Origin of the sequence: Marinobacter gelidimuriae, from assembly GCF_000372805.1 — a bacterium.
GTDB lineage: Bacteria > Pseudomonadota > Gammaproteobacteria > Pseudomonadales > Oleiphilaceae > Marinobacter > Marinobacter gelidimuriae.
Genome location: NZ_KB889869.1, coordinates 41125 through 65045, shown reverse-complemented (window position 1 = coordinate 65045; position 23921 = coordinate 41125). Strand labels below are relative to the sequence as shown.

Genomic DNA, 23921 nt, shown 5'->3' with positions numbered 1-23921 from the left:
TCCCATTCGCGATTTTCTGAGTTTACCCTTAAACCACTTCCAACTTTGGCAGATTCCTTACGATTTCTTGAGCCTTTAAGCTGGGCTGGTTCTGCGCGGCGAGACTCGACCAGGCGAGTTAACTCGTGATCGTTCAGGCGCTCCAGTATGGCTTCATAGACATCGGCCGGCACGCAATAGAAGGCCGGTTTGTTCCGATTTAGCACAGCAATCGGAAATCCCTCGCCGGCGTTCACAACGGCCATCGGATTTTTTTTCAACTCGGAAATGCTAGCTGTAATTTCGGTGTAAACGGGCTGTGTCATAAGCAAACCTCTAAGACCTATTAATAGGTCTTAGAGTATCATAAGCTAGCCTCTGGAAAATGATTTGTTCAAATGATCATGGGCAGGCACACATCCCGGGGACAGATTTAAAATCTGTCCCCTAACGGCCCACGAACAGCCACACAGGCCCCAAACCGGCGCGTTAGGAGGTTTTATCAACTTCAGTACGCTGTATTCTTTTGCCGCTGACGCGATACTTGTCACGCATGTATTGTTCGTGGCTTTTGTCGTTTTCGGGCTGATACTGGTTTATGCGGGCTTTTTTCTGAAGTGGCAGTGGGTGAGAAATGTGTGGTTCCGTAGTGTGCACCTGGATGTAGTGGTTCACTGAGGACCTTAAAAACGCCTATTTCTCGTTTGTGTCGTCATCTTCCACCTCATCCGGATGCTCCAGCTTATATCGCTCCCAATCTTCCCAGTCATGAGGCGTTCCGGCATGTGGCTTTTTTAGGTGCTTGGCATGCTCCTTCGCGTTATGTTGCAGGCTGTGGTCACCCTTTTCTTCCTCGTCGTAGCCGTGCTTCTTCAGAAAATCCGTCGCGCTGATTGGCATCTTGAAATACCTCCGGGGTTACCTATTCTTCAAATAATATTACGCTGGCTTTCCAGCGGCAAGCAAACGTTAGCGTGGACATGCCTATCGACTCCTCGTCAGCCCTATCTTTTGCTGCCGTTGCCGCCAGCAATATGGGTAAAGACAAAGAAACCGGATTGGCGATAACTGGCCATTACAGCAAGTATTGAGCTGGGTGTTCTTACAAATAGAGTGTGCCAACATCAACCCGCCGCACAAACAAAAGATACTATATCAGCCAACTAACATCAGGCTTCCATTCACCCACCCATGCAGGAACATCACCCGCAGGCATCGGCCTTGCAATGCCATAGCCTTGTGCCAATTCACAGCCCAGCTGCAATAGTGCAGTGCCATGCTCAATGGTTTCTACCCCTTCGGCAATCATTTCACGTTGGAAGGTTTTCGCCAAGCTAATAACGCCTGCAACAATGGCTAAATCATCAGAGTCAGTGAGCATATCTTGTATAAAACTCTGGTCTATTTTAATCAGGCGCGCTGGTAAGCGTCTGAGGTAAGTCAGTGATGAATAGCCAGTACCAAAGTCATCTAAAGCAAAGTGCACACCAAGATCGATGCAAGCTCTCATGGTAGCGGCAACCTGGCTGACATCACTTAAGGCACTGGTTTCCAGTATCTCTAATTCCAAATTGTGGGGTGACACATCAGGATGCGCTGCCAATAGTGCTGCCAAGCGTTCTACAAAATCAGTTTGCTGAAGTTGATAAGCACTGATGTTGACGCTAATGGGGAGTGTTAATCCCATACTTTGCCATTGGCTTATTTGGCTCAGTGCCGTGTCGATGACCCATTCACCTATATCGAGGCTAATGGCATGCCCTTCAATGACAGGTAAGAAATCCAGTGGTGGGACTAAGCCACGTACAGGGTGTTGCCAACGAATTAAAGCTTCTACGCCCACGACTTCTCCCGTAGACATATTCACTTTGGGTTGATAGTGCAAGACGAATTCACGTCTATCGAGTGCCGCACTGATATCGCCGAGGTTTTCCCGTTGAATGTAAATTGCTTCATCCTGTGCGGCATCAAAAAAGTGATAACAATTCTTACCCTCTTGTTTCGCCACATACATTGATTGGTCGGCATGACGTATGAGTATACTTTCATCTTCGCCATCTTGAGGATAGAGCGCAACGCCGATGCTGGCTGATACCTTTAATACCACATCACCGACTGTGATAGGTTCTGACACTGCCAATAAAAATCGATCCAATACCGCCTGACAATCTTCAGTTTTGGCTAAATCGGTTAATACCGCAACAAATTCATCACCACCAAAACGGGCAAGCGAATCCACCTCACGTAACGCCTCCTTCATTCGCTGAGACACTATAATGAGTAGTTCATCACCCACAGCATGACCATGGGTATCATTGACCGCTTTAAATCCATCTAAATCCAGAAATGCCACGGCGAGTGAATTATGATTGCGATTGCTTTGCAATATGGCTTGGTTTAGTCGGTCAGCGAGCAATGCGCGATTGGGTAGCTTGGTTAACACATCATAATGGGCCATCCGTTCGAGCTGAGCTTGATGGTCTTTCTGCTGACTAATATCATTAAAGAGTGCGACATAATGGGTGACTTCTCCAGCAGCATCTTTTACGGCACTGATGGTGAGGATTTCGGGATAGTCTTCGCCATCTTTACGACGATTCCAGATTTCACCTCTCCAGTAGCCTTTTGTGTTAATGGTTTGCCACATCGAGACATAGAACTCAGGTGATTGTCTGCCTGATTGGAAGATGCGTGGATTCTGACCGATGACCTCTTCGCGGGAGTAACCCGTGATGTCGGTGAAACTGTCGTTGGCTTCGATGATGTTGCCTGCAACATCGGTGATGGTGATGCCTTCACGGGCGTTAGAGAATACACTGGCGGCTAGTATTAACTCATCTGCCCGTTTATCTTTCTCTTCGTTGGCAAGAACCAACATCTTGTCTGCTTTGGCTACAAATAGATAAAGAACCCAATACAGAATGCCAAGAATCAATAATATAATACTGATGAATCTAAACAGTTTGCTCTCAATACTCGACATTGATTGAGTAACATCAGAATATATTTCAATTACACCGACAATTTCATTCTCTGAACCTTTCTTTATAGGGAGGTAACTGGACAACACTGTACGATTAGTTACCTCGCTGCCATCAATTCTAATAAATTTGTCTCTATCCGACATATTGCTGATTGCATTGCCTGTAAGTGCAACTTGGCTTCCAGGATAGTCTATCGGTTTGATTGTACCTGTCTGTGTTAAATTAGTGGAAAATAGGACTTTGCCTTTAGTATCAAATATTTTAATCTTGAGTATAACTAGACCTTGCACCATCTGAGCCAGATCATTGTGTAATGATTTTGATAACGGGTGTTTTACTAACTCCGACCTTGATAAGGATTCAGCATTTTTAAGAAAATCACTATATTGAGGCCAGAGTATATTAGCGATCGTATGAGTCAGGGCTAAATAGTTTCGTTCTTCTAGTTCAGTTAATTGTTCAACCGTAGTGCGGTAATAATAGCTGCTCAAGATCGCAGCAGAAGTGACAATAGCGATAAGGCTAACAATAGAAAAATAATATTTAAGTCTAAACATAATTTGCCTTTAAGCCGTATGGCTTCTGCATCAATTTCGCCCCAGCTTTTGTAAATTTTGCAAACCAGGGACAGATTTCAAATCTGTCCCTTATTCAAACAGGCACGGACCTGTTTATTGAAAAATAAATCAGGAAAAGGTCAGCGGCCTTTCACCTTCTTCATCACGAATACAGGTGGGCAAGCCCATTTTGTTAAGTAGATTCAGAAAAGGCCGGGGTGGCAGTTCTTCCACATTGGCCATGGTGCCTATATCCCAGGTGCCATCAGCAATCAACAGGGCAGCCGCCACGGGTGGAACCCCTGCGGTATAGGAAATGCCCTGGCTGCCCACTTCTTCGTAAGCGTCTTTATGGTCGGCCACATTGAAAATAAACACCTCCCTTTCCTTACCATCTTTTTGACCTTTGACCAGGTCACCAATACACGTCTTGCCCGTGTAATTCGGTGCCAGGGATGAAGGGTCGGGTAAAATGGCTTTCACCAGCTTCAAGGGAACCACCTCCAGGCCTTCTGCCGTTTTCACGGGTTGCTCAGACAGTAATCCCAGGCTATTGAGTACCGTAAACACCGTGATGTAGTGCTCGCCAAAACCCATCCAGAAACGAATGTTGGGCACATCCAGGTTTTTGGACAGGGAATGAATTTCATCATGCCCGGTCATGTAGCTGGTATGTTCACCCACCACAGGCAGATTATCTGTGCGCTTATTCTCGAACATCTTGTTTTTGGTCCACTGGCGATTCTGCCAGGACCAAACGCGCCCGGTAAATTCACGGAAGTTGATTTCGGGATCAAAGTTGGTGGCAAAATAACGGTCATGATCCCCGGCATTGATGTCGATAATGTCGATGGAATCAACCGTGTCAAAATATTCATCAACCGCCAGCCTGGCATAGGCATTAACGACACCCGGATCAAATCCCACGCCTAGAATGGCCGTGGTTTTGGCCTTGGCAAACTCATGTTTGCGCGTCCATTCATAGTTACCGTACCAGGGCGGCTCTTCGCAAATCTTGTCCGGCTCTTCGTGAATGGCGGTGTCCAGATACGCAGCGCCGGTATTGATGCAGGCGGTCATCACCGACATATTGATAAACGCCGAGCCAACATTAATGACAATCTGGGATTCTGTCTGATAGATCAGTTCTTCAGTGGCGGGAATATCCAGGGCATCCAGCGCAAAGGTCTGAATTTTGCCCGGCACTTTCATGCTGCCTTTTTCTTCCACGCTTTTAACAATGGCATCACACTTGGATTGGGTACGTGAAGCCAAAGTGATTTGACCCAGAACGTCATTATTCTGAGCGCATTTATGGGCGACCACCTGAGCAACGCCCCCACCTCCGATAATCAAGACATTTTTTTTCATTTCCAGACAAAACTCCACTGTTGAAACCGCTGTTCATTCGTTGAGAGCGAGATGTTGTCAGGTCAGGCTGCCCACGGCAAACTCTACGACAATGCCTGCACAAAATCCTCGTAGCCAAACGACTTGACGAGTTCAATGCGCCCATCCAGTTGTTTAACGGCAATAGACGGCATCTTCACGCCGTTAAACCAGCTCTTCTTGACCATCGTATAGCCAGCTGCATCCTGAAAAGAGAGACAGTCACCGATCTGCAAAGGCTTTTCAAATTGAAATTCGCCAAAAATATCACCGGCCAGGCAAGACGTTCCACAAATCTGATACGTGTAATTACCACGGTTGGGCTCAAGTTTTGCGCTTTCCCGGTAGATCAATAGATCTGGCATATGGGCTTCAATGGACGAATCAACAATCGCCAGGTCTTTGTCGTTGTTGAGCAGGTCAAGAACAGTCACTTCCAGGCTGGTAGAATGGCTGATGGCAGCCTCGCCGGGTTCCAGATAAACCTGCACAGCATAACGCTCAGCAAAGGCCTTCAGCCTCTGGCAGAAACGTTCCAGCGGGTAGCCTTCTCCGGTAAAGTGAATGCCACCACCCAGACTGACCCAGCTGACCTTTTCCAGCAGGTGCCCAAAACGTGTTTCGATGACCTGCAGGAGTTCATCAAAGCGCTCGAAGGAGGCATTTTCACAGTTGTTGTGAAACATGAAGCCTGAGACCTGATCCAGAATGCCCGCGATTTTTTCCGGGTCGTGCTCACCCAGACGGCTGTGCGGGCGGGCCGGATCGGCAAGGGTGAAGTCCGAGGAGCTGACACCGGGATTGACTCTCAGCCCCCGGGTTTGGTTTGCAGATGCCCCAGAGAAGCGCTGTAGCTGGCTGATGGAGTTAAAGATGATTTTATCGCTGTGAGCCAGAACTTCTTCAATCTCATCATCAGCGTAGGCGACACTGTAGGCGTGTGTTTCCCCAGCAAATTTCTGCTTACCCAGTTTGACTTCATTGAGCGAAGAAGACGTTGTGCCATCCATGTACGCCTGCATCAAGTCAAAGACACCCCAGGTGGCAAAGCACTTGAGCGCCAGCAAGGATTTGGCACCGGATTCTTCCCGCACCCTGGCAATGATTTCCAGGTTACGCAGAAGTTTGCTTTTATCGATCAGATAATAGGGCGTTTTGAGCATTTTCTTCCCTCAAAAACGCGCGATTATATACGATAAACACTCTTGGTCATTACTTTTGACATCTGTCTCCACCAACATCCTGTATTCAAGGACTTTTATCAATATGGAAACACTACTGATCATACTGGCGGTGCTGTTTGTGGCGCTGATCGTTATTCTGCCGCTGGTTGAGAAATATGCGCCGAAAGGTGAATCCCGTGATTATGGCAACCTCACGCGATTCATTTTCCCGCTTATGGCCGTGTTGATTTTGGCGCAAATGATTCGGCATTTCTTTTTCTGAGTTTCAGGGTACAGCACAGCTGATTTTAGCCTTCCATTTCTGCTTTATACTCCCCGGTGCTGGCCGCGCCGTTAAGCCTGGCCCGCTTGAGCATGGCGTTTTGGGCAGCGTGTTTGTTGTCCAGTTTGCCGGCCCAAGCTTTCTGTGCCGGTTCTTGCAGGGCACGTCCATAAGAAAAACTCAGGCTCCAGGGTTGCTGGCCAAGGCTGTTCATCGCGTTCAGATTGAGGGTAGCTTCTTCGGGAGTCTGTCCGCCGGAGAGGAAATTGATACCCGGAACGGCCGCCGGCACAACTCGGCGTAATACCCCCAAAGTGGCTTCTGCTACTGCTGCCGGAGATGCCTTTGCACACGCTTTGCCGGGCGTTACCATGCTGGGCTTCAGGATTATGGTTTCCAGTTGCACGCGGTGGCGGCGCAGGGCGTTGAAAACCTCCGCAATCACGGCTTCATTTACTTCTGCAGACCGTTCGATGGTGTGGTTGCCATCAATCAGCACCTCTGGCTCTACAATGGGCACAATACCTTTGGACTGGCATAACGCGGCATACCGGGCCAGCATTTCAGCGTTGGCTTCCACCGCCTGGCGTGAGGGCAGTGTGCCGGAGACGTTGTACACAGCACGCCACTTGGCGAAACGGGCGCCCTGGTTCTTGTAGATTTCCAACCGGTCATCCAGTCCGTCGAGGCCATAGGTTATTTCATCGCCCGGAGCATTGATCAGGGGCTTTTTCCCCGTATCTACCTTGATGCCCGGCACAATTCCCTGGCTTTCCAGCAGCTTGGTGATCGGTACATTATCCAGGCTGTTCTGACCCAGGGTTTCCTCAAAAAGAATCACACCGCTGACGAATTCTCCAAGCCCGGGTGTGGCAAAGATCAGGCTGCGGTACTCCCGGCGTTTATCTTCTGTGGATTCAACACCCACCGCATCGAAGCGTTTCGCGATAGTCGGGAGGCTTTCGTCCGCAGCAAGAATCCCCTTGCCTGGCTGAACAAGATCCTGAATCGTTGAACGTAATTCGGCGTGAATATCCATGCCCGCTCCTATGCCCTATTGAATGTTGTAATCTTTTTCGGTTTTCTTTGCTCAACAGTATAGCCCGCCCATTGGCCGTGGGTGCTGAAGTGCCGCTCACATTCAAGGTAGGGGACAGATTTCCGCAAGGTAGGGGCCAGATTTCAAATCTGTCCCCGGATTCAAAGCTCAGCTCAGCTCGGCTCCGGCCGGGTGTGCAGGTGAATGTCACGCTGCGGGAACGGAATGTCTATGTTCGCTTTGGCTAAGGCTTTTGTGATGGACGCGTGAAGTTCGTGAGACAGCGGCATCATGTCTACTAGCAGGTCTTTTACAAACACCCAAACCTCGAAATTAATGCAGCTGTCGCCAAATCCGACACAGAAAGCCGACGGTGCCGGGTCATCCGCAACGCGTTCGTTACTTTGCGCTACCTCGGTGAGTATGGTTTGAACCTCGTCCACATCAGAGCCGTAAGCGACACCCACCTTCACGACGATTCGGGTGATCGGGTCTGACAGTGTCCAGTTTGTAAGATCCTGGGTGACGAAGGTTTTGTTAGGAATAATCTGCTCTTTGCGATCCCAGTCGACCAACGTCGTTGCGCGAATGCGTATGCGTGACACAGTGCCGGTAATGCCGCCAATCGTTACGGTATCACCCACCCGAATAGGGCGCTCGAAAAGCAGGATGATGCCCGATACAAAATTGGCGACGATTTCCTGAAGCCCGAACCCAAGGCCAACCCCGAGGGCCGCGATCAGCCACTGCAGTTTGGACCACTGAACACCAATCACCCCTAGGCAGAACACCACGCCCAGAAGCACCACTACATAGGTGGTGATGGTTGTGATGGCGTAACCGGAGCCAGGTTGAAGATGCATTCTGCTTAAAATGGTGACTTCCAGCGTGCCCGGAAGGTTTTTTGCAGCAATAACGGTGCCCGCAGCAATCAGCACCGCCAGCAGCGCATCTGCCAGCGTAATAGGCAGTGGGTCACCACCGTCCAGGTCGGTTGCAATGGTCCAAAGGGTGATGTTGTTAAACAGTTGCAGGGCGGGAATAACATCGGCCCACAGAAACAGAAGGCCGGTCAGGGCTAGCACGAAAACCATAACCCGGAGCAGGGAAGAGCTTTGCTGGCTGATGTCTGCAAGGTCCATTTCTGGCATATCCGGAGTCAGTGGAAGTGCGTCGCCGGGTGCGTGTGCTGCTGCTTTGGCTTCCGCTATTTTGTGTTCGGCCGCGCGCTGTTCTACCAGGCGTTCCAGAGTGATCCTGCGTTCACGCACGGAAAGCGCTCGTAAGCCGAGGTAATAAAGCACCGCATTAAACGCCAGCCAGCAAATAGAAATGAGCAGGCTGCGTTCAAGCTGAAGCGCGGTGTAGTGGTAACCCATCAGCGATGCCGCGGCCAACGCAAGCGGAGTAGCAACGGCAATGATGTGAAGGAAATGCAAAAATCGGCTGTGGGGTCTGTGCGCTCTTACCGCGGCCATAATGCGCTGGGCGAATATCGCCAGTACAACGGATACCACCATAAACAGCAGGCGCCCAAGGCTGTCATCAAACTGTGCGCCAGCCTGTGTTGAGCTGTACGTTATGGTCACAATGGCAACGGGTATAACAAACGCCATAAGAATGGGGAGTGCCTGGCGAATTGCCTGCAGGGAGCTGGTGTTCCAGTGGAAGTGGCTTTCTCCAAGCCCCTGTTTACGGGCAACGTTACGAATAAACGCCAGCAAGAACATAATAAAAGCGGCCGCGGTAAAGCCTTTGGATAACGCCGAAAAGAACGCGTTGCCTTCCATAAGTACAAGCGCCGCCAGGGAGAATACAAGAACGCCGGGCAGCGCCAGAAGAACGCTGTTCATCAGCGCCAGCAGTGTAGAGGCTGTGCGGTCGTGCCCCACATTGCCGATAAACTGGCCGTTGGCGAGCAGGTTTTCTATGATCGCATGTCGTTTGATGATCAGTACGATAAGCAGCAACACGATTAGCCCAATGCGGCCGGCACGTTCAGCCAGCGACGTGGAAACGGCGTCTTTCAACGGGGCATATTTGAGCTCCGAAGGCAGCCACTGGATTGCCTGATAAAGCTCACTGAAGGTTTCGGTACCCACCCGCGAGGCACTCGGAAGCCAGAACAGCCTTTGCTGCAAAAGCGCCTGGTACTCCAGCACCTGGCCCTGAAGTGCGGTCACGGTGCCGTAATAATCATTCAGCACGTCGATATGCTCGGTAACCGATTTGTGAAGCGCCCGCAGTAAATCCGACCGGCGGCTGCGCAGTTGGCCCCGTACATCGTCGCTGGGCCCGGTAATGGCTTCGAACTCTTCAAGCTTGAGCTGTTCCTCCCGTGCTGCGGAGAGTTTGTCTTGTATGTCTTCAATCAGATCGCTGGCAACACTCTGCCGCTGAAGCCGTTCAAGCCGCTGTTTTAAAAGGCTGGCATAGTTAGACGTCAGGTTCAGCCCTGCGGTTTCAAGCCTCAGTTCGAAGCTTTCGTATTCGTCTTGCAGGCGGCTGAGTAAAGATTCGGCATACATCAGCCGTTGGCGGCTGGATGCGACGGCAATGCGGCGCTGTTCCAGCGAGAGGCCTAGCGCCCGGACTTGCTGCTGAATGTCGGCGTTAACGGCGTCGGGTAGTTCAATCTCGGGAGTTGCATCTGAGCCGGTCTGCAGCTGAGGTTGCACGGCCGGGCGGGCTTCTTCTGGCTTCTGAGGCGTATCTTCCGCTTGTTCTGGGGCTGGCTCAGCGGCTTTGTCGGTGTCTGCGGCAAGAGCGGACGACGTTGAAAAGCAGAGCAGAAACATCCCGGCCAGCCATACTGTCAAAAATGCGTGTCGGGAAAATCGTTGCTTCATGAACGTGCGATCCTAGCGGTAAAAGGTAGGGGACAGATTTCAAATCTGTCCCCGGTTTGGCAAAGTTGAGCATAGAAAGTTGAACATGGACACGCACCGCAGAGGCGCGCAGGATATAACCAACTTCATTCATTTTGAAATTGTAGCCTAATGACTCTGACTCTTGTTTTTTTTACCGCTTTTATCGTGTTGGCAACGCTATTGCCGTTATGGCGGGTTCTGCCGTACACGCCGCTGTGGCCTAAAGAAGTTAAATCTGCGGCTACTGGCGATTCGGCGCGGGTTATTACGATTATGACCTCGAACGTGTTAACGCCCAACCGCAACGCAGGGGCCTTGATTGCGTTGGTCAAGCAGCACCAGCCCGATGTGCTGGTAATCCTGGAATCGGACCAGTGGTGGGAGGATCAGCTTGCGTGACCGTCTACCAACAGGCGCGGCCCGTCGGAATTAGCAGCGTCATCGTAGGCGCGTTTCAGGCGAATTTCTGTCATGGTATCCTCCAACAGGCTTTTATGTGGCGATATGGGGTGAATTTTAATTTCCAATTTCAATCGCCGCTGATCTGGCGGAATCGGAAGTGTCGTATATACTCTGGTACACAACAACAGTAACAATAATAGGTGGTGCCCATGCTTCTTTCACACGCTTTTGGATTATTCACGAAACCGGGCGCCGAATGGGCTGCCATTCGTAACGAGCACGAAACACCCCGCCGGCTTTACGTTGCCTACGTTGTGATTCTGGCGGCGATAGCGCCGATTTGTGCTTATATATCAACAGCTATTTTTGGTTGGACAGTGGGCAGCGAAAGGATTGTCAAGCTGACCGAAATCAGCGCGGCCCAACTCAGTGTGCTAACGTATATTGCCATGCTGGTGGGCGTTTTTGCACTGGGTTACGCCGTGAACTGGATGGCTAAAACCTACGGCGCCAAAGAAGAGATAACGCCGTCTAACGGCATTGCACTGGCGGCGTACTCCTGCACACCGATGTTTCTGGCAGGCTTCGCTCTGCTGTATCCGGTGCCCTGGTTCAATGCGATGGTATTTTTGGCGGCCGCCTGCTACGGCGCCTGGTTAATGTACGACGGTTTGCCCATTGTGATGGGTATTGATCAGGACAGAGCCGTATTTTATGGCGGCGCACTGCTGACCGTGGCTCTTGTTATTCTGGTGGCTACTCGCGTGGGTTCGGTGATTATCTGGAACTTCGTTGCGTCCCCTGTTTTCGTGGGGTAACGCGACTCGCCGTCACGCTAGCTCACCATGATTGCATTGAGCCTCGAAGCTGGAAACTTTGGGACTCAATGCGTTAAGGTCAAAGGAGGTTGCAAACATCACTAAAGGAGCTTCGTGATGCCCTCTTCCACGTCCAATTTCCGCCCGATGCCAGCACTTATTGCGATCGTCATCGGGATCGCGATCTGATTCCCACGCTCGAAGGCGTCTTCGGCCAAGTCTGGCCTTGGTGAATCATCACGCCCACCCCATTACCTCGACGATGTTCATCACCATCACCGCTTTTGTTGGGATATCGATTCTGCTAATGACCGGGATCTCCTGGGGTATCGAACACCGGCAGAGATATTTTGGGGAGAGTACTCAGGCGTCCTCAAAACAAGTGGTGCTGCACTTAGTGTGTAAGCTACGGTTTTTACATTCATCAAGGTGAGACATGCGTTTATGACGTCGTTATGGACAGCCGTTATTTTAGCAACGCTGGCTGGAGCCGCCATTCCAATCGGCGCGGTTCTGGCAAAGTTTGAGCATATTGGGCCAAGCTGGCTGGAAAGCGAATTCCGCCACGGTGTGATTGCCTTCGGTGGCGGCGCGTTATTATCGGCGGTTGCGTTGGTGTTGGTGCCAGAAAGCGTTGAATTGTTAAACGCTTGGTGGATAGCACTGGCGATGATAATCGGCGGGCTGGGATTTGGCTTGCTGGATGTGGTGCTGGCGAAGGCTCAGGGCTCGGTGTCGCAGTTGATCGCGATGCTGGCGGATTTCATACCGGAAGCGCTGGCGCTGGGGGCTATGTTTGCGGTGGGCGGCCAGGGCGGCATGCTGCTGGCGCTGCTGATTGCGGTGCAAAATTTACCGGAAGGCTTCAACGCCTATCGCGAGATGACCGCGGCGGAAAATCCGCTCACCATTCATCGCAGCCGCAAAGCCCAGGGTATCGAAGGTAAAAAGGTGTTGCTGATATTCTGCTGCCTGGTGCCTTTGGGGCCGGCGGCAGGTGTTGTCGGGCACGTCTGGCTGGCGCAATACGATGAGGTTCTGGACTTTATTATGCTGTTTGCGTCTGGCGGTATTTTGTATCTGGTGTTTCAGGACATTGCTCCGCAGGCAAAGTTAGAAAAACACTGGCTGCCGCCTATGGGCGCAGTTCTAGGGTTTTTGTTCGGGGTGTTGGGCCAATTGGCGGTAGGTTGAAAAAAGCCCGGTCAGTAAAGGAACTGACCGGGCTTTTTTATTCAGGTTTTAACCACTTGGCAGGCGGTATTGTCTTCATAGTTTACAGGTTGGCTTCCGCAAATTCCGCCAATGCCGAACGGGGCACGCCTTGCAGGTGTATGTGGCCACCGTGGCGAAACGTTTTGAAGCGTTCGGTCATGTAGGTCAGGCCGGAGCTCAGAGCGCTCAAGTAAGGGGTGTCAATCTGCGCCAGATTACCCAGGCAGATCACCTTCGAGCCGTTTCCGGCGCGGGTGATGATGGTTTTAATCTGGTGCGGGGTCAGGTTCTGGGATTCGTCAATAATGATCAGGCTGTGCTGGAAGCTGCGGCCCCGAATGTAGTTCAGGGATTTAAAGTGCAGGGGCACTTTGCTGAGGATGTAATCCACGCTGGCGGTCATGTTCTCGTCGTCTTCGTGCAGCGCCTCCAGGTTGTCCACAATGGCGCCAAGCCAGGGCTCCATTTTTTCCGCTTCGGTGCCCGGCAGAAAGCCAATGTCTTCGTCTAACCCCTGGATGCTGCGGGTAGCAATAATACGCTTGTAGAGTTTGCTGGCCACGGTCAGTTCAATGCAGGCCGCCAGCGCAAGAATGGTTTTTCCAGAGCCGGCGGCGCCGGTCAGGTTCACCAGGTGAATGTCTGGGTCTAGCAGCAGGTTCAGGGCAATGGCCTGATAGATATCGCGGGGAATCAGCCCCCAGACTTCTTCGTTCATCAGGTCGTGCTGGTGCAGGTCGCGAATGACCAGGTAGTCGTCGCCCAGCTCGCACACTTTGCCTACAAAGCCCTGTTGGTCCAGCACAAACTCGTTGATGTTCAGCCGCGCCAGTTCGCCTTCGCGCTTGAATCTGTGCTCGGTGGCGCCATCCCGCTGCTTGGTTTCCACTTTGCTGATGGTGTCCCAGAACGAACCGGGGAACTCGATATAGCCCCGGGGCAGCAGGCCTATGTCGTCTACCAGCTGGTCGTTGTGGTAAACCTCGGCTTCTACGCCAAAGCCGCGGGCTTTCAGCCGCATGTTGATGTCGTTGCTAACCAGAATGATGTCGCGGTTGGTGTGGCGTTCCTGCAGGGCGGCCAGGCTGTTGATGATTTTGTTATCGTTCAGGTGCTCGGGCAGGGCGTGGCCGCTTACCAGTTCCGAGCTCATCAGGATTGACAGCGTTCCCATGGGCTCTGCTTTTTCGCCCCGTGCAATAGGCACACCGCTTTCAATCTGCTTCGGGCTGGCGTCGCCTAACAGCCGGTCAATGGTGCGAATGGCCTGGCGACAATCGGCCGCTACCGCCTGCTTGCCGGATTTCAGGCTGTCGAGCTCCTCCAGCACGGTCATCGGAATGATGACCTGGTGCTCTTCAAAATTCAGCAGGGCGTTGGGGTCGTGAATCAGGACATTGGTGTCTAGTACGTACATTTTGAGGCGGTCTTGCGATGCTGCGGGCATAAGGGGCAGTACCTCTAAAACGGGCGAATCGGATGGCGGATACGGGCTGGCCGGTTCAGTCTTGCATCGCGCAGCGCTGGGTCATATCGCGGTCGGCAATGATCTTGAGAAGATCATAAGTGGTTATGATTCCGGTGATTTTTCCATCAAGGATGACAAATATACGGTGCAAATGCTCGGCCATCATGGTTTTGGCAATGTCGCGCACCGGCGTGTCTTCGTCAACCGACAGCAGAATAGGGGTCATTATGTCCCTGACCTCCACCGGCAGTTTACCCATACCCTTGTAAATAACCATGCGCAGGCGCCGGGCCTCGCGGGCCTCGTCTTCCGTTAGCTGGGCCTCGGTTTCCGGGCGGCTGGCGTTCCAGCGAAATTCGGTAATATCCTTCAGGGTAACAATGCCGATGATGTCGCCGCTGTCATCGGTAACCGGGCTGCCGGCAATTTCGTTGTCGGTCAGAAAGCGGGCCAACCTGTCCATAGTCCAGGACTGGGGCACCGCTTTGATACTCGGGGTCATTATCTCGCGTGCAAGCAACGGCATGGTTCAGGCAGCCTATTTTAAAAGAGGGTAAAAGCGTAGCCCGAACCCGTGCCGGCGTCACTTCTCGGGCAGCGTTACGTTCAGTTCAAGCACCGAACACGTGTCGGTGCGGTCTATCTCTACTTGTACCATGTCGTCGCTGATGTCCACATACTTGCGGATAACTGCCAGCAGTTCCTGCTGCAGCGCCGGCAGGTAATCCGGCTGTTTGCGGTGGCCCCGCTCGTGGGCCACAATAATCTGTAGTCGTTCTTTGGCCACGTTAGCGGTATTAGTATTGGTTTTTTTGCCCCTGAAATAGTCCAGAAAACTCATGCTTTAGCCCCCCTTGAACATCCGTGAAAAGAAGCCCTTCTTATGGGCTGTCATAAAACGGTGTTCCCGTTCTTCTCCTAGCAGGCGCGCCACGGCGTCATCATAAGCCTGGCCAGCATCGGTTTCGGTCTCCAGAATGACCGGTAAGCCTTGGTTAGAGGCGTTCAGCACCACTTGGCTTTCGGGGATAATGCCCAGCAGAGGTATCGCCAGAATTTCTTCCACATCGGCCACCGACAGCATTTCCCCGCGTTCTACCCGAGCCGGGTTGTAGCGGGTAACCAGCAGGTGTTCTTTTACTGGGTCCTGGCCCTTTTCGGCACGGCGTGACTTGCTCTGCAGAATGCCCAGAATGCGGTCAGAGTCGCGCACGGATGACACTTCCGGGTTGGTCACCACAATCGCTTCGTCTGCAAAATACAGAGCCATTTGAGCGCCGTGTTCAATGCCGGCGGGCGAATCACAGATGATGTAGTCGAAGGTTTGTGACAGCTCGTTGATGACCTTCTCTACGCCTTCTTTGGTCAGCGCTTCTTTTTCCCGGGTTTGCGAGGCCGGCAGAATGAACAGGGTGTCTACCCGCTTGTCGCGGATCAATGCCTGGCTCAGTGAAGCTTCGCCCTGAATGACGTTAACGAAGTCGTACACCACCCGGCGCTCGCAGTTCATGATCAGGTCCAGATTACGCAGGCCAACATCAAAATCGATGACCACGGTTTTGTGGCCACGTTTGGCTATGCCGGTGCTGATCGAAGCGCTGGTGGTGGTTTTGCCAACGCCGCCTTTTCCTGAGGTTACTACAATAATTCTAGCCAAAATTTGGTTCCCGCATTGCGATGTCGTGGTTGTCGAGGCCTGGCAAACCGGTTACTGCTGGCAAACCCGGGTCTGATCAGGCCTTTTCCAGTGGCGTTACCACCATCAGATTGTCCGTGAGCTGAAGTTGCACGGCGCTTTTCCAGCCGCTTCCTTGCAAGTCTTCAAAGATTTTATATTGCCCGGCGATAGATACAAGTTCGGCTTCTAACGACTGGCAGAAAATGCGCGCGTTCTCGTCGCCGTTTACACCCGCCAGTGCGCGACCGCGCAGCGGGCCGTACACGTGAATATTACCGGCTGCCATCACTTCGGCGCCGGGTTGCACTGGCGCTAAAATCACCAGGTCACCCCCTGCGGCACAAACCTGCTGGCCGGAACGTACCGGCTGGCTGATGATTTTGGCGGGCACCGCCACCGATGGCACAGGTATGGGTTCTGCAACGGGTTCGGGGGTAGGCGCTTCGGTGGTCGGCTCGCTGGCATGATCTTTATCGCGCGCGTTGGTGCCGGGTATTAATGCCAGCGACGCACCGCGGGCCATGCGGCGGTGGTTTTCATTGCCACCACGCACGCCCACCACATGAATATTGTGGCGCCGGCAGGTGCCAATAATGCTGAAAAAATCCAGATCACTGTCCAGGCCTTCGTACTTTTCAAGACTTATAATCAGCGGAACGTCTTTGAAAAAGCCGGGCGCCTGGCTGATTTTGTCCCGCAGGGTGGCTTCAAAATCTTCGCTCTCGAAATAATAAAGCGCCAGAGCTGTCATCGACACACTGGCGCTTTTCAGCTGAAAGCCTTGTTTAGCGCCGGTGGCTGGGGTATCGGTCATTAATGGTAATCCTGCTTTGGGCCGCTCTGGTAGCGTTGTTTCCATTCATCGTAGGGCATGCCGTAAATGGCTTCGCGCGCTTGCGGGTCGGTCATATTTACACCCTGCTCCTGTGCTGCGGCAAGATACCATTTTGACAGACAGTTGCGACAAAAATCGGCCAGGTTCATCAGGTCACTATTTTGCACCTCGGTATGTTCACGCAAGTGGCTAATAAGGCAACGGAAAGCGGCCGCTTCCAGTTCGGTGCGCTGGGCGTCTGAAATGGGTTGGGTCATGATATAGATGGCCTTTTTCGATGTCAGAAAGATGGATAGAAATTCCTGCAATACGGCTTTATAAGCGGCTTGCCGTGGACAATCCTGACATTTTGAGCAACTGGAGGTAAGATACAAGGCTGTATGCATATACAGCGGGTGTGGTTAAGCGGGGTTTTATGTCTCAACGCAAGATAATTCACGTAGATTGCGACTGCTTTTATGCCGCCGTGGAGATGCGTGATGACCCTTCCCTACGGCATGTTCCTCTGGCGGTGGGCGGGCAGGGTGGGCGCGGCGTGGTGACCACCTGCAATTACCAGGCCCGCGCTTACGGCGTGCGCTCAGCCATGCCGGGCGGCGAGGCTCGGCGCCTGTGCCCGGACCTGGTGACCGTGCCGGTGGATATGCCGCGCTACCGGGCGGTGTCGCAGCAGGTGATGGCCATATTGCGCGAGGTGACCGATTTGGTAGAGCCGCTGTCGCTGGATGAAGCTTTTTTGGATGTGTCTGACGTTACTGAACACCAGGGCAGCGCTACGCTGATTGCCCGCCACCTGCGCGAGCGGGTAAGGCAGCAAACCGGCATTGTTATTTCCGCCGGGGTGGCGCCCAACAAATTTTTGGCCAAAATTGCCAGCGATTGGGAAAAACCCGACGGCTTGTTTGTGATTCGTCCACAGGACATTGCCGGGTTTGTGGCCAATCTGCCGGTGCAAAAGTTGTTTGGTGTGGGCCAGGTAACAGCGGGCAAGCTCCACTCCATGGGAGCCCAAACCTGTGGCGACCTGCAGCAGCTGGGCGCTGAAATTCTGATAGAGCGTTTTGGCAAGCAGGGTTACCGCCTGCACGAAATGGCCCATGGCCGCGACGAACGCCCGGTGGTGGTGTCGCGCATTGCGAAATCCCTGAGCGTTGAGCGCACCTTTGCGCAGGATTTGCCAGACAAAGCCGCTTGTGACGCAGTGCTGGTGAACCTTCTGGATGACTTACACGCGCGCCTTGCCCGTAAGGCAGAGCACAAGCCCTTACACAAACTGTTTGTAAAAATCCGTTACAGCGATTTTTCCACGCACACCTTGGAACGGGTGCGTGAATCCGCGGCGCTGCCCGTTATTGCGGACTACCAACAATTGTTGAATGAACTGATGACCGACACTCAGCGGCCGGTGCGGCTGCTGGGAATGGGAGTAAGGTTTCGAAATGATGAGGCACCGGTCACACAACTGCGGTTGTTTGACTGATCAGGCAATAAACGATGTGACAATGTGCGCTGAAACACAGCGCAGATGCTGAAGTGTATTAAACTTTGGCTTATTCAATTCGTATAATTTCTGACTAGCCAACAATTGTTTCCCGATATGATTCTTCGACTATTCTTCACATTGCTCGTTATCAACATTGCCATTTTTGCGGTCGGCGCAGATGCGTCCGAGCAAATAGGCGTTAGCGATCGTGGCTTTTCCCTGATTGACGAAGGCGCCTGCCTGAATCTGAAGTGGACCTTCTGAAACCGCTGAATCAGCCTGGCGGGACACCCGATTGCTGATTTGACGCATTGTTTGGCCGTGCTACCCGTGTGATGATTCTGTTAACAGAATTCATTATGGGTTAACGGGAACCGGAAAATGGCCGAAGATTGCACGATGCGAATGGACGACGCAGACGCCTGTGTCGAAGAAGTAATCCGCCGTGTTGGCAACAAGATTATTCTTGGTTTGCCTCTGGGTTTGGGCAAGCCACTGCGCTTTGCAAATGCCCTCTATCAGCGCGCCAAGCGCGACCCCCAAATCGAACTGCACATTTTTACCGCCTTGTCGCTGGTGAAACCCAGTGGCCGTTCGGCCCTGGAAAAGCGCTTCCTCGAACCTTTTTCAGAGCGCTTGTACGGCGCGATCCCGGATCTGGAATACGCTCTGGATTTGCGGGCCAACAAACTGCCGCCGAATGTGAAAGTGTCGGAGTTCTTTTTCAAGGCCGGCAGTTTTATGCACAATTCGTCGCAGCAGCGCCACTATATCAGCCTGAATTATACTCATGCGGTGCGCGATTTGATGGCTAAGGGTATCAACGTGGTGGCTCAAATGGTGGCGCCAGGTGATCAAAACGGTGAGCCGGGGCAGGTGAGCCTGAGCTGCAATCCGGACCTGACCCTGGACATTATCCCGCTGTTGCGTGCGCGCCAGCGCGAAGAAGGCGTGCCCACCGTATTGGTGGGTGAGCTGAACCGGCATTTGCCCTGGCTGGGCCGTGATGCCCAGATGGCCGAAGCCGATATAGACGTGGTTTTGGCGCAACCGCAAAGCGATTACCCGATGTTTCCGGCGCCACAAATGGCCATCAGTCCGCCGGACCATCTCATTGGTTTCTATGCCAGCACCTTGGTAAAAGACGGCGGCACGTTGCAGGTGGGTATCGGTTCCCTGGGGTCTGCGTTAATCAATAGCACCATTTTGCGCCACCGCCATAACGACGCCTGGAAACGCTTATATCAGCAGCTGGACATCGCCGCCCGCTATCCGGCCGTCGATGGTATTGGTGGCACCGGCACGTTTGATCAGGGCCTTTACGGTTGCAGCGAAATGATCATTGACGGCTTTTTGCACCTGGTGGAAGCCGGGGTGTTAAAGCGTGAAGTGTTTGCTCATCAAGGGCTGCAGGAGTTGCTGAACCGCGGTGACATCAGCGCGCAGATCAACCTGGAGTCACTTGATGTGCTATTGCGTGAGCACATTATTGCCTCGCCGCTGAGGCCGCAGGATTTGAAGTTCCTGCAGCGATTCGGGATTGTGCATTCTGAACTGCGTTTGCAGGATGGCCAGCTTGGGCTGCAGCAGCGCACCGTGCCTGCCGACATCAACCACCCCGACACCCGCCGGCTACTGCAAGACGGCGGCTTGGGCGACAAGCTGAGCGACGGCGTGGTGATGCACGGCGGCTTCTACATCGGCCCCGAATCTTTCTACCAGGCACTGCGTGACCTGTCGCCACAGCAGCGCCAGCGTATCTGCATGACCAGCGTGAACTACATCAATGACCTGTACGACCACCGCTTCGGCAATCAGGCGTTGAAAGCCGCCCAGCGCCGGCACGGTCGTTTTATAAACACCACCATGATGTACACCCTGGCGGGCGCGGCGGTGTCTGACGGCCTGGAAGACGGCCGCGTGGTCAGCGGCGTAGGCGGTCAGTACAACTTTGTGGCCATGGGTATGGATTTAGCGGGCGCGCGTTCCATTTTGTGTTTACGCAGCACTCGCAAAGCGGCTGGCAAAGTATTGTCGAATATTGTGTTCAGTTACGGCCATTGCACCATCCCTCGCCACTTGCGGGACATTGTGATCACCGAATATGGCATTGCCGATTTGCGGGGCCAGTCTGACGAGCAGGTATACCTGCGGCTGATCGCGATTGCCGACGCCCGCTTCCAGACCGGCCTTTTGCAGCAGGCGAAAAAGGCCGGCAAGGTGGCGAAGAGTTTCAAACCGCCAAAAGCTTGGGCCGATAATACGCCGGCACACATCCACAAAGCCTTGGCAGCGGTGCCGGGCAACAACCGTTTTCCACCGTTTCCCTTTGGCTGTGACTTTACCGCTGAAGAGTTGGTGATTGCTAAAGCACTGAAACGCATACAGGCTGAAACGACCACAGGTCGTGGTAAACTGATGACCCTGGTGCGGGCCGCCCGTACCCGCGACGACCAAAGCCGCTTCCAATCGCTGCTGGAACGCATGCAACTGGCCGCGCCTAAAGGGCTTCGCCAGAAGCTGGACCAGCGGTTACTGATTTACGGCCTGCAACTGACCAATACACCCCAATAAGAGCAATGACGCAACCTATGCAAGATTCTTCTCCTACAATTGATGTGTTCACCGTTCACTATGTACTTAAAAATGCCGTTGGTGAGCTGGTAGATACTTCTGAAGGCAGTGAGCCGCTGCACTTTGTGTACGGCAGCCCGGACATTGTTGAGGGCATTCAGCGTGCAGTGAAAGACCGTCACGTGGGCGACTGCCTGGAAGTCACCGTGCCGCCGGCGATGGCCTACGGTGAACACCAGGCCGACCTGGTGCGTAAAGTACCGCGCTCGATGTTCGAAGGCGTAGAGAACTTACAAGCGGGCATGAAGTTTCAGACCAACACGGGCACCGAGGCGCAGATTGTCCAGGTGATGGGTTTTGACGGAAATTTGGTGCGTATTGATGCCAATCATCCGCTGGCTGGTCTAACCTTGTATTTTGATTTGGAAATTGTTGGCCGCCGCAGCGCCAGTGCAGAGGAAATTGCCCAGGGCCGGCCCTTGTCATAGCCTGAAGTTAGGAAAGACTGTTATGGAACGGACGACTGACAACTGGCGAATCCTGATTGTAGAAGACGACGAACGGCTGGCCAGCCTGACCCGCGATTACCTGCAGAATAACGGGCTTACGGTGTCTATTGAGTCCCACGGCGGGGCCGCAATACAGCGGCCCGATACTGATGCTAACCGCCAGAACCGATGACATGGACCAGATACTGGGTCTGGAAATGGGCGCCGATGACTACATTGGCAAACCGGTTCAACTGCGGGTGCAGTTCAACGAGTTGGTGACGACCCCATGCCCCCTGATTTACTTTCTAAAACTTTATGCCCGCCTAGCGGGTTTTGTGCTGTTGATCGCAGTGCTCTGTATGTTGCTGTTCCAAGGTTTGAACGGTATTCGCCAGCAAATGTGGCCCTGCGCATTGCCCAGCAGCAGCTCTTGCACCCAACCGTCGTTATGGAGCTGGATGTGGATGGCGCCAGTGAGGCACTGGCCAAGGTATACCGCGTTCAAACGCAATCAGGTGGTCTGCATCAACCCGCACAGGAACAAGATCACCCACATTGAAATCCAGGTGGCTGCGGAACAGCGCCTCGAACTCAGTGGATTCGGCACAGCGAAAACGATAGAGCGTGGATGTACCGGCAAAGGTTTTTTCAATCACCCTGGGCCGTAAAGGCGAATGTTCATCGTAAACGATGTCATCGGGCCGAATCAGCACATCGACCGGTGTGCCTGCTTCCCATCTGTAAGCCCGGTTACCGTGAATAACGCCGAGTTCTGACTGTATGGCGTCTGGCCCCAGGGTGCTGCCAAGTACAAAGCTACCCTGGCCCACAAAGCTGGCAACAAAACGATTGGTTGGCTCGTGATACAGGTTAAACGGCACGTCCCATTGCTGAATTCGGCCTTTTTGCAGCACCGCCACCTGATCGCACATTGCAAAGGCTTCTTGCTGGTCGTGGGTCACCAGAATGGCGCTGATGCCCAGGGTTTTCAGAATGTCACGCACATCCAGGCTCAGCCGCCGGCGCAAATCTGCGTCCAGATTTGAAAACGGTTCGTCCAGCAAAATCAGCGTGGGTTCTGGCGCCAGCGCGCGAGCCAGCGCAACCCGCTGTTGCTGCCCGCCCGACAATTCGTGAGGGTAGCCGTTGGCAAGATCCTGCAGTTGCACCAGTTCCAGTAATTCAGTGACCTTGCGTTGGCGCTCGGCTTTGCTCAGGCGGTTCAAACCAAAACCCACGTTGTCGGCAATGCTCAGGTGCGGGAAGAGCGCGTAATCCTGAAACACCATGCCAATACGGCGTTTTTCCGGCGGCAGAGCGCGGCCGGGCAGGCTGATGGCCTGGCCCTGAAGGCTGATTTTACCGTCGCTAAGCGGTAAAAAGCCGGCCAGCGCGCGCAAAATAGTGCTTTTGCCACAGCCGCTTGGGCCCAGCAGGCAGCCAATGTCGCCTTGGTGCAGCGCAAAACTGACGTTCTTCACCACAGCTTCGCCGCCATAGCCGCAGCACAGATTGTTGACTTCAAGCAACCAGTCAGATGCGATTGCGGGCTTGTTCATCATTCAATCCAGACGTTTAAGAATCAGGAATTCCAGCAGGGTTTTTTGAGCGTGCAAGCGGTTTTCCGCTTCCTGCCACACTACCGAGCCCGAATGCTCCATCATGTCTTGCGAGATTTCTTCGCCGCGATGCGCCGGCAGGCAGTGCATAAACAAAGCGTCTTTAGCGGCCAGTGCCATCAACTGCGGATTAATCTGGTAGCTCGAAAACGCCAGGTTACGGGCTTTCTGCTCGCTTTCCTGGCCCATGGAAGCCCACACATCGGTTACCAGCAGGTTGGCGTCGCGGGCGGCGTCCGCCGGCTCGCGCATCACGGTGACATGTTCTTTGTGTGCTTCAAATACGGCGGCGTCAGGCTCATAGCCTTTCGGGCAGGCCACGTTCAGATGAAAGCCGAACATTACCGCAGCGTTGATGTAGGAATGGCACATATTGTTACCATCGCCGATCCAGGCCACCGTGGCGCCGCGAATGCTGCCGCGGTTTTCGCGATAGGTTTGCATATCGGCCAGCAGTTGGCAGGGGTGGAAGTCGTCAGTCAGCGCGTTGATCACGGGCGCTGAGGAGGCAGCCGCAAAGCGCTCCACGGTATTGTGGGCGAAGGTGCGAATCATCACCGCATCGACCATGCTGGAGATAACAATGGCCGAATCTTCAATCGGTTCGCCACGGCCCAACTGGGTGTCGCGGGGCGACAAAAACAACGCCGAGCCGCCAAGCTGCATCATGCCTGCTTCGAAGGATACCCGGGTGCGGGTAGATGACTTTTCAAAAATCATCGCCAGCACACGATTTTTCAAGGTGTCGCGGGTAACGCCCTGGTGCCATTCACGACGCAGGCGCGAGCCGTGGTCCAGCAGCGCTTCCAGTTCATCGGGTGTCAGGTCGTTCAGTGTTAAAAAATGTCGTACTGCCATGAAATGGCCCTTACCTCGCTGGAGGCCCGGGTTGCCGGGGCTTCTAGCCTGATGATTGTGGATGTAGAGTGAAAAAATAGGGGCAATCAGTCTAGCCGCTCTGCGGTGGCATGACAACGATCAGGGCCCGCCGGTGCCCCGTCTTTAGCGATAAGGGACAGATTTCAAATCTGTCCCTGGTTTTCGAAAGCGCGGCAACCGGCGACGGTTGGTAGG

Annotated in this window: 22 protein-coding genes and 2 pseudogenes; 9 read left to right on the top strand and 15 right to left on the bottom strand. The window is 53.3% G+C overall.

Translation table 11 applies throughout. The features are described from left to right. Positions 1–86 precede the first annotated feature (86 nt). The 5 genes and pseudogenes from A3OI_RS19360 to nspC all read right to left on the bottom strand — a co-directional run. Positions 87–305 (bottom strand): annotated as a pseudogene (locus A3OI_RS19360) (type II toxin-antitoxin system Phd/YefM family antitoxin); the annotation flags it as partial. 367 nt (positions 306–672) lie between these two features. Continuing rightward, positions 673–879, bottom strand: coding sequence for a hypothetical protein (locus A3OI_RS0104585; RefSeq protein WP_018403145.1), 207 nt, complete (start codon positions 877–879; stop codon positions 673–675). A gap of 250 nt (positions 880–1129) precedes the next feature. After that, positions 1130–2857, bottom strand: coding sequence for a putative bifunctional diguanylate cyclase/phosphodiesterase (locus A3OI_RS0104580; protein ID WP_407635513.1), 1728 nt, complete (start codon positions 2855–2857; stop codon positions 1130–1132). Positions 2858–3649: 792 nt separating this feature from the next. After that, entirely contained in the window at positions 3650–4891 is a 1242-nt protein-coding gene (locus A3OI_RS0104575) for a saccharopine dehydrogenase family protein (RefSeq protein ID WP_018403143.1), read from the bottom strand. A gap of 83 nt (positions 4892–4974) precedes the next feature. Further along, entirely contained in the window at positions 4975–6072 is a 1098-nt protein-coding gene (nspC, locus tag A3OI_RS0104570) for a carboxynorspermidine decarboxylase (RefSeq protein WP_018403142.1), read from the bottom strand. A gap of 103 nt (positions 6073–6175) precedes the next feature. Here nspC and A3OI_RS0104565 point away from each other — a divergent pair, with 103 nt between their 5' ends. Then, positions 6176–6355: a hypothetical protein gene (locus A3OI_RS0104565; RefSeq protein WP_007348816.1), complete on the top strand. Its 180-nt coding sequence runs from the start codon at positions 6176–6178 to the stop codon at positions 6353–6355. Between the two features lie 25 nt (positions 6356–6380). Here A3OI_RS0104565 and A3OI_RS0104560 read toward each other — a convergent pair whose 3' ends face one another. Further along, positions 6381–7394, bottom strand: a complete 1014-nt coding sequence (locus tag A3OI_RS0104560; RefSeq protein WP_018403141.1) for a class I fructose-bisphosphate aldolase — start codon at positions 7392–7394, stop codon at positions 6381–6383. Between the two features lie 173 nt (positions 7395–7567). Continuing rightward, positions 7568–10243 carry a mechanosensitive ion channel domain-containing protein gene (locus tag A3OI_RS0104555; protein ID WP_026223997.1) on the bottom strand — a complete coding sequence of 892 codons (2676 nt, stop codon included), beginning with the start codon at positions 10241–10243 and terminating at the stop codon, positions 7568–7570. 150 nt (positions 10244–10393) lie between these two features. On the opposite strand from A3OI_RS0104555, the gene A3OI_RS0104550 reads away from it, so the two are divergent. The 3 genes from A3OI_RS0104550 to A3OI_RS0104530 all read left to right on the top strand — a co-directional run bounded on the left by A3OI_RS0104550 (position 10394) and on the right by A3OI_RS0104530 (position 12678). Then, positions 10394–10663: a hypothetical protein gene (locus A3OI_RS0104550; protein WP_018403139.1), complete on the top strand. Its 270-nt coding sequence runs from the start codon at positions 10394–10396 to the stop codon at positions 10661–10663. A gap of 212 nt (positions 10664–10875) precedes the next feature. Continuing rightward, positions 10876–11484 carry a Yip1 family protein gene (locus A3OI_RS0104540; protein ID WP_018403137.1) on the top strand — a complete coding sequence of 203 codons (609 nt, stop codon included), beginning with the start codon at positions 10876–10878 and terminating at the stop codon, positions 11482–11484. A gap of 444 nt (positions 11485–11928) precedes the next feature. After that, the gene (locus A3OI_RS0104530) at positions 11929–12678 is read left to right on the top strand and encodes a ZIP family metal transporter (RefSeq protein ID WP_018403135.1); all 750 of its coding nucleotides are present in this window, start codon (positions 11929–11931) and stop codon (positions 12676–12678) included. 82 nt (positions 12679–12760) lie between these two features. On the opposite strand, the gene A3OI_RS0104525 is transcribed toward A3OI_RS0104530, so the two are convergent. The 6 genes from A3OI_RS0104525 to A3OI_RS0104500 form a co-directional block, all read right to left on the bottom strand. Then, the gene (locus A3OI_RS0104525) at positions 12761–14116 is read right to left on the bottom strand and encodes a PhoH family protein (protein WP_051078065.1); all 1356 of its coding nucleotides are present in this window, start codon (positions 14114–14116) and stop codon (positions 12761–12763) included. Between the two features lie 85 nt (positions 14117–14201). Next, positions 14202–14693: a CBS domain-containing protein gene (locus A3OI_RS0104520; RefSeq protein ID WP_018403133.1), complete on the bottom strand. Its 492-nt coding sequence runs from the start codon at positions 14691–14693 to the stop codon at positions 14202–14204. A gap of 57 nt (positions 14694–14750) precedes the next feature. Continuing rightward, entirely contained in the window at positions 14751–15008 is a 258-nt protein-coding gene (minE, locus tag A3OI_RS0104515; RefSeq protein WP_018403132.1) for a cell division topological specificity factor MinE, read from the bottom strand. Between the two features lie 3 nt (positions 15009–15011). Beyond that, complete coding sequence (gene minD / locus A3OI_RS0104510; protein WP_018403131.1) at positions 15012–15824, bottom strand: septum site-determining protein MinD; 813 nt, start codon at positions 15822–15824, stop codon at positions 15012–15014. A 76-nt stretch (positions 15825–15900) separates the two neighbouring features. After that, positions 15901–16659, bottom strand: a complete 759-nt coding sequence (gene minC, locus A3OI_RS0104505; RefSeq protein WP_018403130.1) for a septum site-determining protein MinC — start codon at positions 16657–16659, stop codon at positions 15901–15903. Continuing rightward, positions 16659–16937, bottom strand: a complete 279-nt coding sequence (locus tag A3OI_RS0104500) for a DUF1244 domain-containing protein (protein ID WP_026223996.1) — start codon at positions 16935–16937, stop codon at positions 16659–16661. Before A3OI_RS0104500 ends, minC begins: the two co-directional genes overlap by 1 nt. A 158-nt stretch (positions 16938–17095) precedes the next feature. Here A3OI_RS0104500 and dinB point away from each other — a divergent pair, with 158 nt between their 5' ends. From dinB to A3OI_RS21655, 5 genes and pseudogenes are all read left to right on the top strand, one after another. Continuing rightward, the gene (dinB, locus tag A3OI_RS0104495) at positions 17096–18160 is read left to right on the top strand and encodes a DNA polymerase IV (protein WP_026223995.1); all 1065 of its coding nucleotides are present in this window, start codon (positions 17096–17098) and stop codon (positions 18158–18160) included. Positions 18161–18277: 117 nt separating this feature from the next. Then, entirely contained in the window at positions 18278–18427 is a 150-nt protein-coding gene (locus A3OI_RS23085; protein ID WP_177313680.1) for a hypothetical protein, read from the top strand. 117 nt (positions 18428–18544) lie between these two features. Further along, positions 18545–20737: an acetyl-CoA hydrolase/transferase C-terminal domain-containing protein gene (locus A3OI_RS0104485; protein ID WP_018403126.1), complete on the top strand. Its 2193-nt coding sequence runs from the start codon at positions 18545–18547 to the stop codon at positions 20735–20737. Between the two features lie 17 nt (positions 20738–20754). Further along, entirely contained in the window at positions 20755–21225 is a 471-nt protein-coding gene (locus A3OI_RS0104480) for an FKBP-type peptidyl-prolyl cis-trans isomerase (RefSeq protein ID WP_018403125.1), read from the top strand. Between the two features lie 22 nt (positions 21226–21247). Then, a pseudogene (locus A3OI_RS21655) lies at positions 21248–21488 on the top strand (DNA-binding response regulator); the annotation flags it as partial. A 186-nt stretch (positions 21489–21674) separates the two neighbouring features. Here A3OI_RS21655 and A3OI_RS19355 read toward each other — a convergent pair. Continuing rightward, on the bottom strand, positions 21675–22790 hold the full coding sequence (locus A3OI_RS19355) for an ABC transporter ATP-binding protein (protein WP_018403124.1): 1116 nt from the start codon (positions 22788–22790) through the stop codon (positions 21675–21677). Beyond that, positions 22791–23705, bottom strand: coding sequence for an ornithine carbamoyltransferase (argF, locus tag A3OI_RS0104465; RefSeq protein ID WP_018403123.1), 915 nt, complete (start codon positions 23703–23705; stop codon positions 22791–22793). It abuts the gene before it with no gap. Positions 23706–23921 lie beyond the last annotated feature (216 nt).

Bases quoted from the DNA above. Each gene is read 5' to 3' on its own strand.
- A3OI_RS0104540 (WP_018403137.1), top strand. From the start codon at position 10,876: ATGCTTCTTTCACACGCTTTTGGATTATTCACGAAACCGGGCGCCGAA.
- A3OI_RS19355 (WP_018403124.1), bottom strand. From the start codon at position 22,790: ATGATGAACAAGCCCGCAATCGCATCTGACTGGTTGCTTGAAGTCAAC.
- minC (WP_018403130.1), bottom strand. From the start codon at position 16,659: ATGACCGATACCCCAGCCACCGGCGCTAAACAAGGCTTTCAGCTGAAA.
- argF (WP_018403123.1), bottom strand. From the start codon at position 23,705: ATGGCAGTACGACATTTTTTAACACTGAACGACCTGACACCCGATGAA.
- A3OI_RS0104530 (WP_018403135.1), top strand. From the start codon at position 11,929: ATGACGTCGTTATGGACAGCCGTTATTTTAGCAACGCTGGCTGGAGCC.
- A3OI_RS0104520 (WP_018403133.1), bottom strand. From the start codon at position 14,693: ATGCCGTTGCTTGCACGCGAGATAATGACCCCGAGTATCAAAGCGGTG.
- A3OI_RS0104575 (WP_018403143.1), bottom strand. From the start codon at position 4,891: ATGAAAAAAAATGTCTTGATTATCGGAGGTGGGGGCGTTGCTCAGGTG.
- A3OI_RS0104550 (WP_018403139.1), top strand. From the start codon at position 10,394: ATGACTCTGACTCTTGTTTTTTTTACCGCTTTTATCGTGTTGGCAACG.
- A3OI_RS0104500 (WP_026223996.1), bottom strand. From the start codon at position 16,937: ATGACCCAACCCATTTCAGACGCCCAGCGCACCGAACTGGAAGCGGCC.
- minE (WP_018403132.1), bottom strand. From the start codon at position 15,008: ATGAGTTTTCTGGACTATTTCAGGGGCAAAAAAACCAATACTAATACC.
- A3OI_RS0104580 (WP_407635513.1), bottom strand. From the start codon at position 2,857: ATGTTGGTTCTTGCCAACGAAGAGAAAGATAAACGGGCAGATGAGTTA.
- A3OI_RS0104565 (WP_007348816.1), top strand. From the start codon at position 6,176: ATGGAAACACTACTGATCATACTGGCGGTGCTGTTTGTGGCGCTGATC.
- A3OI_RS0104585 (WP_018403145.1), bottom strand. From the start codon at position 879: ATGCCAATCAGCGCGACGGATTTTCTGAAGAAGCACGGCTACGACGAG.
- dinB (WP_026223995.1), top strand. From the start codon at position 17,096: ATGTCTCAACGCAAGATAATTCACGTAGATTGCGACTGCTTTTATGCC.
- A3OI_RS0104525 (WP_051078065.1), bottom strand. From the start codon at position 14,116: ATGTACGTACTAGACACCAATGTCCTGATTCACGACCCCAACGCCCTG.
- A3OI_RS0104555 (WP_026223997.1), bottom strand. From the start codon at position 10,243: ATGAAGCAACGATTTTCCCGACACGCATTTTTGACAGTATGGCTGGCC.
- A3OI_RS0104480 (WP_018403125.1), top strand. From the start codon at position 20,755: ATGCAAGATTCTTCTCCTACAATTGATGTGTTCACCGTTCACTATGTA.
- A3OI_RS0104560 (WP_018403141.1), bottom strand. From the start codon at position 7,394: ATGGATATTCACGCCGAATTACGTTCAACGATTCAGGATCTTGTTCAG.
- nspC (WP_018403142.1), bottom strand. From the start codon at position 6,072: ATGCTCAAAACGCCCTATTATCTGATCGATAAAAGCAAACTTCTGCGT.
- A3OI_RS0104485 (WP_018403126.1), top strand. From the start codon at position 18,545: ATGGCCGAAGATTGCACGATGCGAATGGACGACGCAGACGCCTGTGTC.
- A3OI_RS23085 (WP_177313680.1), top strand. From the start codon at position 18,278: ATGATTCTTCGACTATTCTTCACATTGCTCGTTATCAACATTGCCATT.